Here is a 13,602-nt window from a genome sequence, read left to right on the forward strand (position 1 = left end):
TATCATCTGCCACAAATAAAAACCTTGCAGTTGCCGAAAGGCAGGGAAGGAGTTTAATATGTATAGGACAGGTAACCAAATTGAGATTCAAGAGGCAATAACAGCCGGCAGACAGGCCTTGGAAGCTCTGGAGGAAGCGGAGGATTTTCTTCAGAGCGCCAGAAACATAGGCATCTGGGATATGCTGGGAGGAGGACTTCTGGCAGATATTATGAAGCATTCCAGGTTAGACAAGGCAACCAGATGCTTGGAAGCAGCAAGGGAACGGCTGCTGCATTTTCAGAGGGAATTAAAGGATATTCAGGTTCCCATGGATATCCAGATGGAGATAGGTACTTTTCTTACATTTGCTGATTTTTTCTTTGACGGTATTATTGCAGACTGGATGGTACAGAATAAGATCCAGGAGGCACGGGAACAGGTAGAGGACGGCATTATTATGGTTCGGACTGTACTGGAGGATTTGGAACAGATGGAGCATAAAATAAGTATAGCAGAACAGGAGGGATAGTATATGGGATGTCTTGGAAATTTGCTTTGGTTTATCTGCGGAGGATTTTTAAGCGGACTTTCTTGGCTTTTGCTGGGCTGTCTGTGGTGCATTACAATTATTGGAATACCCATTGGGAAACAGTGCTTTAAATTTGCAGAGCTAAGCTTTTTCCCATTTGGCAAAGAGGTGAGCTACGGCGGAGGGGCCGGATCCCTGCTCCTCAATATTATCTGGCTCCTTGTAACTGGCATACCAATGGCTTTGGAGTCTCTGGCTTTGGGTGCTGTTCTCTGTGTTACCATTGTGGGTATTCCTTTCGGAATCCAGCATTTTAAAATTGCTAAGCTGGCTCTTCTGCCGTTTGGCGCTGAGATACGTTAATAAATAAGAGAAAATGGAGGGCATTATGAAACTGGTACTGGAACAAATAGAAAAGAAATTCGACAAAAAAGAAGTGCTGCGGGGTGCAGATTTTACCTTTGAAAAGGGGAAAATTTATGGGCTGCTGGGGCGAAATGGTGCGGGAAAGACTACGCTGTTCAACTGTATCAATGAGGATATTGAGATTGACGGCGGGAGCTTTTACATCGAGGAAGAGGGCATAAAAAGGCCGATTATTTCCGAGGATATTGGATATGTACTTTCCACGCCTGTGGTGCCTGAGTTTCTCACAGGCAGAGAGTTTTTAAAGTTTTTCATAGAGATCAATGCACAAAAGATGAAAGAATCTAAAAGTTTGGATGAGTATTTTGATTTTATGAAGATAGAGGAGGAGGACAGGGATAAGCTGATGAAAGACTATTCCCACGGCATGAAGAATAAAATGCAGATGCTGGTGAATATCATAGGCAGTCCCACCATACTCCTGTTGGATGAACCATTGACTTCCTTTGATGTCGTAGTGGCTGATGAGATGAAAAAGATGCTGAAGGAGATAAAAAAAGATCACATTCTTATCTTTTCCACTCACATCATGGAGTTGGCCCTGGATTTGTGTGATGAGATTGTGATTTTAAACCAGGGTATTTTGGAAGAGATTCCTAAGGAAAATCTGGATAATGAAGAGTTCAAGGACAAAATTATTGATACTTTAAGGGGAGAAGAAGGATGAAAACACTTTTACTATCGTTCCGCCTGAGTAATACATATGGAGCAAATACCTGGATCTACAGGCTGCGCCGTCTGCCGGTGATTAAGAAACTAATCCCAGCAAGCCTGTATGGCTGCGGGGGACTGAAAAAGTTCGTTTATATTTTGTATGTTATCCTGAAAACTATATTTGCCTTTGGCAGTAAATTTTTATATCTGGGACTAATGATCTTACTGCCTCTAAGTATCCTGCCGGGTGATAAGGCCGGGAATTTTGTAAATATATTCTTTTTCCTTACGGCAATGGGAGCATTTACAAACACTGAACTGTTTAACCCCACGAAAGCCAAGTACTATACGGTTGTACTTATGCGTACCGATGCAAAAAGCTATGCCCTTTCCAGCCTTTGGTGGTTCCTGGCTAAGAATGTTGTGACCTGGATACCCGCGGTTCTGATCCTGGGCATGCAGGCAGGTATCCCTCTGGGCGTGTGCCTGCTGGTGCCCGTTGTGATGACAGAATGGAAGCTTGCGGGCAGTGCACTGATGCTGAAGTATTTTGACAGAACCGGCCGTGAGGTATCAGAAAATAATCTGAAGCTTTTTTTCAGTGTGACCGGGGCAGGTCTTTTGCTGGGGTACGGTCTCCCTTGGATTCGTGCAGGCCTCTCTGTGCAGGGCTTTTATCTGGCGGCGGCCCTCCTGATTCCGTGTGCGGTATGTTCTCTGAGAATACTTATTAAGAGCAAAAGCTATAAACGGCTTTATAAAAAGATACTGAATCTTAACGGCCTTATTTTCGGGGTACAGGAGAACGCAGCTGCCACACAGCAGAAAGCCTATCTCTCCAAAATATCTTCGGGGGAAGTCCGGACAGGGAATAAAAAAGGATACGATTACTTCAATGAACTGTTTATACAAAGACACAGGAAGATTCTTACCCATTCAGCCAGAAAAACAGCATACATACTTGTGGTGATTCTGGCCGGAGTGCTCCTTCTCTCCCAGTTCAATCCAAAAGCCTCCCGGGGCATCAATGAGGTGATGCTTAATTTTCTTCCTTATTTTATTTTTGTGATGTATCTGGTGAATAAGGGAGCAGTGGTAACACAGGCTATGTTTATGAATTGTGATCACAGTATGCTGGCATACCGGTTTTACCGGCAGCCGGACGCTGTTCTTAAACTTTTTAAAGTAAGGCTGCTGACACTGATAAAGATTAATATGATACCTGCGGCAGTGATTGCCTGCGGCCTTCCGCTTCTCCTCTTTATCACCGGGGGGACAGAGAATCCGCTGAATTATGCGCTGCTGTTTGTATCTATCCTGGCGATGGCAGTATTTTTTTCTGTACATCACCTGGTGATCTATTATCTGCTTCAGCCCTACAACGTGAATATGGAGGCGAAAAGCAGTGCATATTCGATTGTAAACGGGGTAACGTATTTTTTGTGTTATATGTGCATTAAATTTCAAGCTCCAACTATTATATTTGCAAGTCTGACGATTCTCTTTTCTGCTCTTTATATCGGTGCCGCATTATTCTTGGTCTATCGGTATGCACCGGTCAGATTTTGCCTGAAACAATAATTTTATATACATTATGACCGGCAATTTGGTAAATAATAAAAATACAGAATAAAAAATAAGGAGGTTTACGCATATGTATCGTTATTTGCCAATACGCCGTGTATACGCCAGAGAAGTGCTGGATTCCAGAGGAAATCCCACTGTGGAGGTAGAGGTTACCGTAGGAGAAGGAATTGTAGGAAGAGAGGGACATCTGGGAAGGGCTCTGGTTCCGTCAGGTGCCTCTACCGGCAGATTTGAGGCAGCAGAGCTGCGGGATGGAGATAAACGATACTATGGACTGGGAGTACAGAAGGCAGTTTCAAATGTAAATACAAAACTGGCCGATGCTGTTTTGGGGGAAAATACCTTAAACCAGAGCCACATTGACTATCTTCTGCTTCAGGCAGACGGAACCAAAAATAAAGAGAATATAGGGGCAAACGCAGTACTGGGGGTTTCTATGGCTGTGGCAAGGGCAGCGGCCAAAGCATTGCGGGTTCCCCTGTATCAATATATCGGGGGCTGCCATGCAAGAAGAATGCCGGTGCCTATGATGAATATCCTGAACGGCGGAAAGCATGCAGATAATACGGTAGACCTTCAGGAGTTCATGATTATGCCTGTGGGTGCAGACAGCTTTTCCACGGGACTGCAGATGTGTGCCGAGATTTACCATAATCTGAAGGTGATACTAAAAGGGGAAAATCTGGCCACTGCGGTGGGCGATGAAGGCGGATTTGCCCCGGATGTTCAGGGATCAAAGGAGGTCTTGGAGCTTATGTGTCAGGCAGTGGAAAAGAGCGGTTATAAGCTTCGTGAGGACATCTGCTTTGCAGTGGACGCGGCGGCAAGTGAACTCTACGACAAAGAAAAGGATTATTACTATTTCCCGGGAGAGAGCGAGATGAAGGGAGATACCGTTACAAGAACGGCAAAGGAAATGGTAGGCTATTACGAAGAGCTCATTGATGAATTCCCAATTGTCTCAATTGAAGATGGACTGCACGAAGATGACTGGGACGGCTGGAAGCTGATGACGGAAAAGCTGGGAGACAGAGTGCAGCTGGTAGGAGACGACCTTTTTGTGACAAATATCAAGAGGCTTGGCTGCGGCATAAAGCTGGATGTGGCCAATGCGATTCTCATAAAGCTGAATCAGATCGGGACGGTATCGGAGGCCCTGGATGCCGTAGAGATGGCCCATAAAGCAGGATACCGGGCTGTGATCTCACACCGTTCCGGTGAGACGGAGGACACTTTTATCGCAGATCTGGCGGTTGCTGTAAATGCAGGACAGATTAAGACAGGAGCTCCCTGCAGGACTGACCGGACGGCAAAATACAACCAGCTGCTGCGAATAGAGGATACTCTGGGAAATATAGCCCAGTACGACACACCTTTTATCTGACTAGTTTAGGGGGAAGAGGGAAGCTTATCCTCTCTCCTCCTGATTTTTGTTATATTTCCGAAAAACAAGTTGAAAAACTTTTACCTCTATGGTAAAATTATCTTGTTTGACAATTAGGAGGTGTAATCGTGGATATTTTACGTATGGTTCTGACCATAATTTTCGTTATTGATTGTATAGCCATTACTGTTCTTGTATTGATGCAGGAGGGAAAGCAGCAGGGTCTGGGCAGCATTGCAGGTATGGCCGATACGTATTGGGGCAAGAACAAAGGAAGATCTATGGAAGGGAACCTGGTTCGCGCTACGAAGATTACAGGATTATTATTTTTTGTACTGGCATTAGTATTAAACCTGAAGTTTTAACAGATGACACTCTTGTGAAGGAACAAGAGTGTTTTTTTCTTTTGAAGTCTCGGGAGAAAGATAGATAGGAGAAGAAGTGAATACGAAATTATTAAAGAAAAGAAGGAAAATGCTCTATGATATTATAAGCTGCAAGGAATACGAGCCTATGAGGGCAAAGGAGCTGGCAATTTTACTGGAACTGCCGAAAGGCAAAAGAAAGGAACTTCATGAAGTTTTGGATCTGATGGTTGAGGAAGGCATTCTTGAGATTACCAAACGGGGGCGGTATCAGAAAAGGTCAGGGAAAAAGCCGGATTCAGTCAGGGCAGTGGATCGGATCCCCGGAAGGAGAAAGAATAGCGGTAGAGAAGATGCAGTCTGTCCTGTGGGGAAGGAAGCGATGAAAGGAGAGCCGGAAAGGGAGTATGCAGAGGGCATCTTTATCGGTCACCCCAAGGGATTTGGATTTGTTGAGATGTCAGGGGATACAGAGGATATCTTTATTCCGGAATCCCAGGTAGAGAATGCAGTGCATATGGACCGGGTGAGGGTACTTCTTTCCCCGGAACCGGAATCTAACGGAAGAAGGCGGGAAGGCAGTATTGTTAAGATACTGGAACACGGCACAGTCCAGGTGGTTGGGACATATCAGAGAAACAGCCATTTTGGGTTTGTGATAGCGGATAATGCAAAATTTTCCAGGGATATATTTGTACCCATGGAGTGCTCGAAGGGGGCTGTGACAGGGGACAAGGTGGTAGCGGTAATTACGGACTACGGGACAAAGAATAAGAGTCCCGAGGGCAAGGTTGTGGAGATACTGGGACACTTCAGCGAGGCAGGGGTGGATGTCCTTTCTATCGCCAAAGGGTATGACCTGCCTATGGAATTTCCTGAGAAAGTAAATAATCAGGCCGCAAAGGTGAAGGAATATCTGATTCCGGGAGATTTTGACAGCAGGATGGATCTGAGAGAGTGGACCATAGTGACAATTGACGGAGAAGACGCCAAGGATCTGGACGACGGCGTATCCCTTACCAAGGAGGGGGATATCTACCATTTGGGGGTCCATATAGCGGATGTCAGCAATTATGTACAGTATAGCAGTGCACTGGACAGAGAGGCGCTGAAAAGAGGGACAAGCGTATATCTGGTAGATCGGGTGATTCCAATGCTGCCTCCCCGCCTGTCAAACGGTATCTGTTCCCTGAATCAGGGAGAGGATCGGCTGGCTTTGAGCTGTCTGATGGACATCGACGAAACCGGACAAGTAGTTTCCCATCAGATTGCCGAGACAGTAATCCGGGTAAGCAGGAGAATGACTTACACGAATGTGAAGAAGATTCTGGAGCAGGAGGATGCATCTGCAGCCAGGGAATACGAAGAGTTAGTTCCGCTGTTTTTTCTGATGAAGGAGGTTTCCGAACTTTTGAGAAAAAGAAGGGAAAAACGGGGAGCAATTGACTTTGATTTCCCCGAGAGCAAGATCCTTCTGAACAGTCAGGGCAGACCGGTGGAGATCTATCCCTATGAGCATAATGTGGCTACAAAGATAATTGAGGATTTTATGCTGATCGCCAATGAGACAGTTGCAGAGGAATTCTGCCGTGCAGAGATTCCCTTTGTGTACCGGGTACACGAAGAACCGGACGAGGAAAAGATGGAAGCTGTTCTGCAGATGATTCATAACTTTGGCATTCCTGCCGTAAAGTCTAAGCAGAAGATTCATCCAAAGGAGATTCAGAAAATATTAAAGAGGATAGAAGGGACACCGGAGGAACCTCTATTTTCCCGGCTGCTCCTCCGTTCAATGAAACAGGCAAAATATACTCCGGAATGTACCGGCCACTTCGGTCTTGCGGCCAGATATTACTGCCATTTTACCTCGCCTATCCGCAGGTATCCGGATCTGCAGATTCACAGAATCATTAAGGAGACACTCCGGGGCAGAATGAACGAAGACAGAATCCGCCATTATCAGGGGATCCTGGAAGAGGTATCTGTCCAGTCCAGCGCCATGGAGCGCAGGGCAGAGGAGGTTGAGCGGGAGACAGATAAGCTGAAGAAAGCAGAATATATGTCTTCCCGGATCGGCTGTGAGTACCAGGGGATTATCTCCGGGGTTACGGAGTGGGGGATTTATGTGGAACTGCCCAATACAGTGGAGGGCCTGGTTCATGTAAATACGCTCAGAGATGATTATTATGTATTTGACAAGGATCACTACCGGATCGTGGGAGAGATGACGAAAAAAACATACGGACTTGGCCAGAAAGTGACCGTACGGGTAGAAGATGCTGATATGATAACTAAGACCATAGATTTTGTGCTGGCAAAGGAAGGAAAGGAGGATGAGGAGAATGAGCAAGGAATCGGGCAGCCGTCTGATTGCAAACAATAAAAAAGCATATCATGATTATTTTATCGAAGACAGCTATGAGGCAGGAATTGCCCTGGTGGGCACGGAGGTGAAGTCCCTGCGCATGGGGAAATGCAGTATCAAGGAGTCATTTCTTAGGATTGAACATGGAGAAGTGCTTATCTACGGGATGCATATCAGCCCCTATGAAAAAGGTAATATCTTTAATAAAGATCCTCTGCGTGTTAGAAAGCTTCTGCTCCATGAGTATGAGATTAGAAAGATTGCGGCCAAAATCGCAGAGCAGGGATATACCCTTGTGCCTTTGAAGGTTTACTTTAAAGGCAGTCTTGTAAAGGTGGAGATTGGAATTGCAAAAGGGAAGAAGCTTTACGATAAAAGACAGGATATTGCAAAGAAAGATCAGAGGCGGGAAGCCGAGAGAGATTTTAAAGTTAAAAACTTATTTTAAACAAATGAAAAACAGGGCAGCCGCAGCTGCCCTGGAATAGAGAAGTATAGGAAAACAACATCGAAAACGTTCGTCAATTACTGTATCTCAATTAGCTTGGGCTGTTCTTTCTCCGGAACCTGAGGTGCCTGTTTGGGAACGGCCAGACGAAGAACGCCGTTTTGGAAAGCAGCTTTGATATCTTCCTGTCTGATATCCTCGCCCACATAGAAGGTTCTCTTGCAGGTTCCCTGGAAGCGCTCTCTGCGCAGATATTTCCCTTGATTATCTTTCTCGTCTTTGTTCTCTGTATGGTTTGCAGAGATTGTCAGATAACCGTCCTTCAGTTCTGCCTGGATATCTTCTTTTGAATATCCGGGAAGCTCCATGTCAATCACATAGCTGCCGTCTTTTTCCTGGATATCTGTCTTCATCAGAGATGAACGGCCGGCGGTTTCAAAAGGTGCAGTGAAAAATGGGTCACTGAACATTTCATCAAATAAATCAAAAGGTCTTCTAAATAACATAGGTCATTCCTCCTTATTTTTCTTTATGTTACCCCGGCAGCTGCCTGCCTTCATAACAGTTGCTGTTTTATTTGTTCTATATGTTTTATAACACATATTATTAGCACTGTCAAGCGGTGAGTGCTAATTTTATAATTGTTTTATAATATTTATATTTTGTTCAGAAATCTTAGGTTTTAGACTTATACTGTACATTTATTTACTTTCTATTATAAAAATGATAAAATGAACAAAAGAATACCTTTTTAAAACGAGGACAGGAGGCATGACAATGGAAGACAAGCTATATCAGATGATGGATTGGCCAAAGATTGAGGCTGTGGTTTACTCTGAGGAGAGTACCCCCCGCAATCTTTTAGGTCCCCGGGTTACAGAAGAAGGGATATTGATTCAGTGCTTTTATCCGCTGGCAGAAAAAGCCAGCGTGCATGTAATAAAGGATGATAAGACTTATGAGATGGTGATGGAGGACGAGGGGGGATACTTTGCCGTGCTGATACCGGGAAAGAATATTCCGCAGTACCGTCTGATTGTGGAGTATAAGGAAGAGACCCTGGAGGTTTATGACCCTTATGCATTTCCCACGCAGATCACGCCGGAGGAGGAACAGAAATTTAATGCGGGAATCTGTTATGAGATCTATAAAAAGCTGGGAGCTCACCCAATGACTTTGAACGGAGTTTATGGAACGTACTTTGCAGTGTGGGCGCCAAATGCCATGCGGGTCAGTGTTGTGGGGGATTTTAACCGGTGGGACGGAAGGGTTTATCCCATGAACCGGCTGGAGGCGTCCGGGATCTTTGAACTGTTTGTTCCGGAAATTGCCTGCGGATCTCTATATAAGTATGAGATTAAGGCGAAAGGCGGCCTTACCTATCTGAAAGCGGATCCCTATGCAAACCAGGCGCAGCTTCGGCCGGACACGGCCTCCGTGGTAGCAGATCTGGAGCGTTATCAGTGGGAAGATAAGGACTGGATGAAAAAACGGAAGCAGGTCAACGACGAGAAAAAACCTATGGTCATTTATGAAATGCACCTGGGTTCCTGGAAGAGACCGGGTGACGGGGATACCTTCTGTAATTACAGAGATACGGCAGAGGAGCTTGCGGCGTATCTAAAGGATATGGGGTATACCCATGTGGAACTGATGCCCGTGATGGAGCACCCTCTGGATGCCTCCTGGGGGTATCAGGTGACGGGATATTATGCCCCTACCAGCAGATACGGCACCTGCGATGACTTTATGTACTTTGTGGATTATCTCCACAGGCAGGGGATAGGGGTAATCCTCGATTGGGTGCCTGCACATTTTCCCAAGGATACCTTTGGACTTTCTAATTTTGACGGAACCTGCCTGTATGAACATCTGGATCCAAGACAGGGAATGCATCCCCACTGGGGGACCCTGATCTATAATTACGGCCGTCCCCAGGTATCAAACTTTCTGATTGCCAATGCCCTATTCTGGGCAGAGAAATATCATGTGGACGGGATCCGCATGGATGCGGTGGCCTCTATGCTGTATCTGGACTACGGAAAGAAGGACGGAGAATGGGTGGCCAATATTTACGGGGGGAATGAGAACCTGGAAGCCATTGAATTCCTCAGGCATCTGAACTCTGTATTTAAGAAAAAGCACAGAGATGTGCTGCTGATTGCGGAGGAATCCACTGCCTGGCCTCGGATTACCGGCAGCCTGGAGGAGGACGGACTGGGATTTGACTATAAATGGAATATGGGATGGATGAATGACTTTATCCGGTATATGTGCTACGATCCTCTGTTTCGGGGAGGGCATCACGATGAACTTACATTTAGTATGATCTATGCATACAGCGAAAAGTTTCTGCTCAGCCTGTCCCACGATGAAGTCGTGCACGGCAAATGTTCGCTCCTGAATAAGATGCCCGGGGAGAAGGAGAAAAAGTTTGCAAACCTCAGGGCAGCGTATGGCTTTATGCTGGCACATCCCGGCAAAAAACTTCTGTTTATGGGACAGGAATTTGCCCAGGAACGGGAATGGTCAGAGGAGAGGGAACTTGACTGGGAACTGCTGGAAGAGGAATCCCACAGACAGATGCAAAATTATGTGAAGGCTCTGTGGCATTTGTATAAGGAATATCCTGCATTGTATCAGCTGGACTTCGATACGGATGGGTTTGAATGGATCAACCAGCTGGAGTATGAGAAAAATATGCTCACCTTTTTGAGAAAGACCAGAAGAAATGCAGATACGCTTCTGCTTGTATGCAATTTTTCCGATGTGGAATACGACGGATACCAGGTTGGCGTTCCCTATGCGGGCAAGTACAAGGAAGTATTTAACAGTGACAGAAAAGAATTCGGCGGCTCCGGGGTGGTGAATCCCAGGGTGAAAATGTCTAAAAAAACGGAGTGCGACGAGCGGAAGAACTCCATTGTGATTAAAGTGCCGCCTCTTAGCTTCCAGATCTTTGCATACAGGAAGGAAGTGGATAAGGTAGTAGACAACAAAACTGCCAGGAAAAAGAGAAAGACTTCAGCCGGAAGAAATCTGAAAAAAGAGCTGGCGGATAAAATGTTGTAGAAAACAGGAGATATTGCATGGATACTGAAACAGTGGAAGTACACAAGATGATTACGTATTTTGAGGCTATGCTTCCTACGGTGATTAACTTTGCCGTAAAAGTAGTTCTGGCGCTGCTGGTATACTTTATCTGTTCTAAGATAATCAAAAAGCTGTGCAAGGTGCTGAGAGCCTCTATGGAGAAGGCGGGCATTGACCTGGGAGTCGTGCAGTTTGTGAACTCTATTGCCAGGGCAGGACTTTATTTTCTGCTTATAGTCACTATAGCAGTGCGGTTTGGAATTAAGGAATCCTCAGTGGCGGCTTTGCTGGCATCCGGAGGTGTGGCGGTTGGTCTTGCACTGCAGGGAGGGCTCTCAAACTTTGCCGGGGGTGTGATTATTCTGGCACTGAAGCCATTTCAGGTGGGAGACTATATCATTGAAAATACCGGTAAACAGGAGGGAACAGTTACCAAGATAGAGATGTTTTATACCACACTTTCCACTGTGGACAACAAGCGGATTGTTATTCCCAACGGGACGCTTACAGAGGCGAGTGTGGTCAATGTTACGGCCCAGGAGAAGAGAAAGCTGGAATTTAAAATCGGAATTTCCTACCAGTCAGATCTGAAAAAGGCAAAAGGGATTCTGGAGCGTCTGCTCCACGAGGATCCTTGTATTATGTCGGATCAGGAGATGATTGTTTTTGTAGATGAATTGGGGGAAAGCTCTGTGATTATTGGCTTTCGTGCCTGGGTGAAGACGGAAGAGTACTGGAACACCAAGTGGAGGCTCAACGAGAAGGTAAAACTTGCATTTGATGAGGAAGATATCGAGATACCCTACAACAAACTGGATGTGAGAGTCAGCCATATGGAACAGTGACAGGAGAGGAGATGCATTCTATGAAAGCGAAAAAACTATCGGCAATTCTTTTGGCGTTCTGTCTGGGTACAGGGGGAATCGCTGGCTGCGGCACAGAGGACAAAGGGAAGACTACAGAAAAAGAAGCAGAGAGTACTGCTACCCAGGAAGATACTAAAGATAACCAGGAAACAGAGAAGGAAGAGAACAAAGAAGAGGCACCTAAGGAAGAGAAAGAGACATCTTCCATTCCTGCGGAAAACGGAAAAGCCATTATCTACTCACCTAACGAGAATGCAGATGGTTATAACAAGCAGGAAATGGATTTTGAGGAAGTATCTCCCGGTATGATTATCGGCCAGATGGTAGGCGACGGAACCCTGCCGGACAGTGTGGTGGTACAGAATTTTGAAGAGGTTGACAATGAGGGAGAGTCCGCCCTCCGATTGGATCTGTCCTCAGGGTTCGGAGAGTATGTACAGTCAATGGGTACGGCCGGGGAGGATATGACCATGGGATCTCTGGTTAACACATTTCTGGATACCTACGGGGTATCCTCAATAGAGATTTTGGTGGATGGAGAAGCCTTCAGTACCGGACACAGTGAGTACAGCGGATTTTTAAGCCGCTATGAGTAACAAAAGCAGGATAAAACAGAATATTGTTAAAAAAGAAGAAGGATCTGGTGCCTAAGCACGGATCCTTCTTCTTTTTTCTTGCAGATTCTGCATAAATTTCCGTAAACTCACAGAAACTAAAGCAAGGAAAAGAAGAATGTGAGGACAGAGATATGACGGAATTTGGATTGAAAACAACAGTACATTTCGGCCAGGCACCTCTTTCTTATCTAGATACCCTGAAAGCACAGAAAATATTCATTGTTACAGACCCTTTTATGGTGGAGTCAAAGATGGCAGACAGGATTACGGAACGGCTGTCAGGAAAGGAAGTCAGTATCTTCAGCAATGTGGTTCCGGATCCGCCTATGGAGCTGGTAGTGCAGGGAGTCAATGAAGTTATTGCCTTCCGCCCGGATCTGCTCATTGCATTGGGCGGCGGCTCAGCCATAGATGAGGCAAAAGCAATTATGCAGTTCTCCAGAAAGATTGGGGAGCTGCCGGATATGGACTTCATTGCCGTTCCCACTACAAGTGGAACGGGATCTGAGGTTACTTCATTTGCTGTGATTACAGACAGGGAAAAAGGAAGAAAGTATCCTCTGGTGGCACCGGAGCTTTTGCCGGATGTGGCAATTTTAGACAGTGATCTGGTAAAAAGCGTTCCCCCGGGGGTTGTGGCTGACACAGGCATTGATGTACTTACTCATGCCCTGGAGGCTTATGTGTCCCTGAAAGCTAATTTTTTTACAGATGCATTCGCAGAGAAAGCTGTCCTTACGGTCTTTCAGTATCTCCTGCGTTCTTTTGAGAGCAGTGAGGATACGGAAGCCAGAGAACAGATGCACTATGCCTCCTGTATGGCGGGAATGGCATTTGACCAGACCTCTCTGGGAGTGAACCATGGAATTGCCCATAACATCGGGGGAAGATTCAAGGTTCCTCACGGCAGGGCGAACGGGATCCTTCTTCCCCATATAGTAGAATACAATGCGGATCTGAAGGATTATCAGCAGAAAGAGTACAGCCTGGCGGCCAGAAAATATGCAAGGCTTGCTGAGCTGCTGGGAATCGGAGGCGTGAATGTACGCACGGGCGTCAGGAATCTTATCAGTCATATCAGAAAACTGGAAAAAGCGCTGAAGATGCCCCAGGGCTTTCATGACTGTAAAATAGCACAGGCTGAATATCAGAAGGAAGAAGAAACAATTGCGCAGGGAGCGCTGGCAGACGGGTGTACGGCCACAAATCCCAGGCAGGTTACCCGGGCAGATGTAATAAAAATTCTAAGACAGGCCTGGTAATGAGAGAGACAGGGCGGTGACGAA

The 13,602-nt window shown here is 45.9% G+C and carries 13 protein-coding genes; 12 read left to right on the forward strand and 1 reads right to left on the reverse strand.

Features of this window, described 5'->3' with window-relative positions:
- Nucleotides 1–58: 58 nt before the first annotated feature.
- The 8 genes from ACGHCT_RS11020 (at nt 59) to smpB (ending at nt 7,740) form a co-directional block, all read left to right on the forward strand.
- Nucleotides 59–511, forward strand: coding sequence for a hypothetical protein (locus tag ACGHCT_RS11020; protein WP_072849894.1), 453 nt, complete (start codon nt 59–61; stop codon nt 509–511).
- Nucleotides 512–514: 3 nt separating this feature from the next.
- Nucleotides 515–874: a YccF domain-containing protein gene (locus tag ACGHCT_RS11025; protein WP_390440048.1), complete on the forward strand. Its 360-nt coding sequence runs from the start codon at nt 515–517 to the stop codon at nt 872–874.
- A 25-nt stretch (nt 875–899) separates the two neighbouring features.
- Nucleotides 900–1,604, forward strand: a complete 705-nt coding sequence (locus tag ACGHCT_RS11030) for an ATP-binding cassette domain-containing protein (protein ID WP_390440050.1) — start codon at nt 900–902, stop codon at nt 1,602–1,604.
- Nucleotides 1,601–3,172 (forward strand): hypothetical protein, encoded by a 1,572-nt coding sequence (locus ACGHCT_RS11035; protein WP_390440052.1) that lies wholly within the window; start codon nt 1,601–1,603, stop codon nt 3,170–3,172. The genes ACGHCT_RS11030 and ACGHCT_RS11035 overlap by 4 nt, the downstream gene beginning before the upstream one ends.
- Before the next feature lie 73 nt (nt 3,173–3,245).
- Complete coding sequence (gene eno / locus ACGHCT_RS11040) at nt 3,246–4,562, forward strand: phosphopyruvate hydratase (RefSeq protein ID WP_390440054.1); 1,317 nt, start codon at nt 3,246–3,248, stop codon at nt 4,560–4,562.
- Between the two features lie 128 nt (nt 4,563–4,690).
- Nucleotides 4,691–4,927 (forward strand): preprotein translocase subunit SecG, encoded by a 237-nt coding sequence (gene secG, locus ACGHCT_RS11045; RefSeq protein WP_072849884.1) that lies wholly within the window; start codon nt 4,691–4,693, stop codon nt 4,925–4,927.
- Between the two features lie 76 nt (nt 4,928–5,003).
- Nucleotides 5,004–7,310, forward strand: a complete 2,307-nt coding sequence (gene rnr, locus ACGHCT_RS11050; RefSeq protein WP_390440056.1) for a ribonuclease R — start codon at nt 5,004–5,006, stop codon at nt 7,308–7,310.
- Nucleotides 7,270–7,740 (forward strand): SsrA-binding protein SmpB, encoded by a 471-nt coding sequence (gene smpB / locus ACGHCT_RS11055; RefSeq protein WP_072849882.1) that lies wholly within the window; start codon nt 7,270–7,272, stop codon nt 7,738–7,740. Before rnr ends, smpB begins: the two co-directional genes overlap by 41 nt.
- A 77-nt stretch (nt 7,741–7,817) precedes the next feature.
- Here the strand turns inward: smpB and ACGHCT_RS11060 are convergent, their stop codons facing one another.
- Nucleotides 7,818–8,246: an Hsp20/alpha crystallin family protein gene (locus ACGHCT_RS11060; RefSeq protein ID WP_072849880.1), complete on the reverse strand. Its 429-nt coding sequence runs from the start codon at nt 8,244–8,246 to the stop codon at nt 7,818–7,820.
- A gap of 271 nt (nt 8,247–8,517) precedes the next feature.
- On the opposite strand from ACGHCT_RS11060, the gene glgB reads away from it, so the two are divergent.
- The 4 genes from glgB (at nt 8,518) to ACGHCT_RS11080 (ending at nt 13,578) form a co-directional block, all read left to right on the forward strand.
- Complete coding sequence (gene glgB / locus ACGHCT_RS11065; protein ID WP_072849878.1) at nt 8,518–10,812, forward strand: 1,4-alpha-glucan branching protein GlgB; 2,295 nt, start codon at nt 8,518–8,520, stop codon at nt 10,810–10,812.
- A gap of 17 nt (nt 10,813–10,829) precedes the next feature.
- Nucleotides 10,830–11,678 carry a mechanosensitive ion channel family protein gene (locus tag ACGHCT_RS11070; protein ID WP_072849875.1) on the forward strand — a complete coding sequence of 283 codons (849 nt, stop codon included), beginning with the start codon at nt 10,830–10,832 and terminating at the stop codon, nt 11,676–11,678.
- Nucleotides 11,679–11,698: 20 nt separating this feature from the next.
- Nucleotides 11,699–12,295 (forward strand): GerMN domain-containing protein, encoded by a 597-nt coding sequence (locus ACGHCT_RS11075; protein ID WP_390440061.1) that lies wholly within the window; start codon nt 11,699–11,701, stop codon nt 12,293–12,295.
- Between the two features lie 152 nt (nt 12,296–12,447).
- Nucleotides 12,448–13,578, forward strand: coding sequence for a 1-propanol dehydrogenase PduQ (locus ACGHCT_RS11080; protein ID WP_390440063.1), 1,131 nt, complete (start codon nt 12,448–12,450; stop codon nt 13,576–13,578).
- Nucleotides 13,579–13,602 lie beyond the last annotated feature (24 nt).

It is taken from the genome of Lactonifactor longoviformis (assembly GCF_042848515.1).
GTDB classification, from domain to species: domain Bacteria; phylum Bacillota; class Clostridia; order Lachnospirales; family Lachnospiraceae; genus Lactonifactor; species Lactonifactor longoviformis.

What these genes read in the sequence shown, in the direction of transcription:
- glgB (WP_072849878.1), top strand. Translation starts at nt 8,518, where the DNA reads ATGGAAGACAAGCTATATCAGATGATGGATTGGCCAAAGATTGAGGCT.
- ACGHCT_RS11035 (WP_390440052.1), top strand. Translation starts at nt 1,601, where the DNA reads ATGAAAACACTTTTACTATCGTTCCGCCTGAGTAATACATATGGAGCA.
- ACGHCT_RS11030 (WP_390440050.1), top strand. Translation starts at nt 900, where the DNA reads ATGAAACTGGTACTGGAACAAATAGAAAAGAAATTCGACAAAAAAGAA.
- ACGHCT_RS11060 (WP_072849880.1), bottom strand. Translation starts at nt 8,246, where the DNA reads ATGTTATTTAGAAGACCTTTTGATTTATTTGATGAAATGTTCAGTGAC.
- ACGHCT_RS11020 (WP_072849894.1), top strand. Translation starts at nt 59, where the DNA reads ATGTATAGGACAGGTAACCAAATTGAGATTCAAGAGGCAATAACAGCC.
- smpB (WP_072849882.1), top strand. Translation starts at nt 7,270, where the DNA reads ATGAGCAAGGAATCGGGCAGCCGTCTGATTGCAAACAATAAAAAAGCA.
- eno (WP_390440054.1), top strand. Translation starts at nt 3,246, where the DNA reads ATGTATCGTTATTTGCCAATACGCCGTGTATACGCCAGAGAAGTGCTG.
- ACGHCT_RS11080 (WP_390440063.1), top strand. Translation starts at nt 12,448, where the DNA reads ATGACGGAATTTGGATTGAAAACAACAGTACATTTCGGCCAGGCACCT.
- ACGHCT_RS11025 (WP_390440048.1), top strand. Translation starts at nt 515, where the DNA reads ATGGGATGTCTTGGAAATTTGCTTTGGTTTATCTGCGGAGGATTTTTA.
- ACGHCT_RS11075 (WP_390440061.1), top strand. Translation starts at nt 11,699, where the DNA reads ATGAAAGCGAAAAAACTATCGGCAATTCTTTTGGCGTTCTGTCTGGGT.
- ACGHCT_RS11070 (WP_072849875.1), top strand. Translation starts at nt 10,830, where the DNA reads ATGGATACTGAAACAGTGGAAGTACACAAGATGATTACGTATTTTGAG.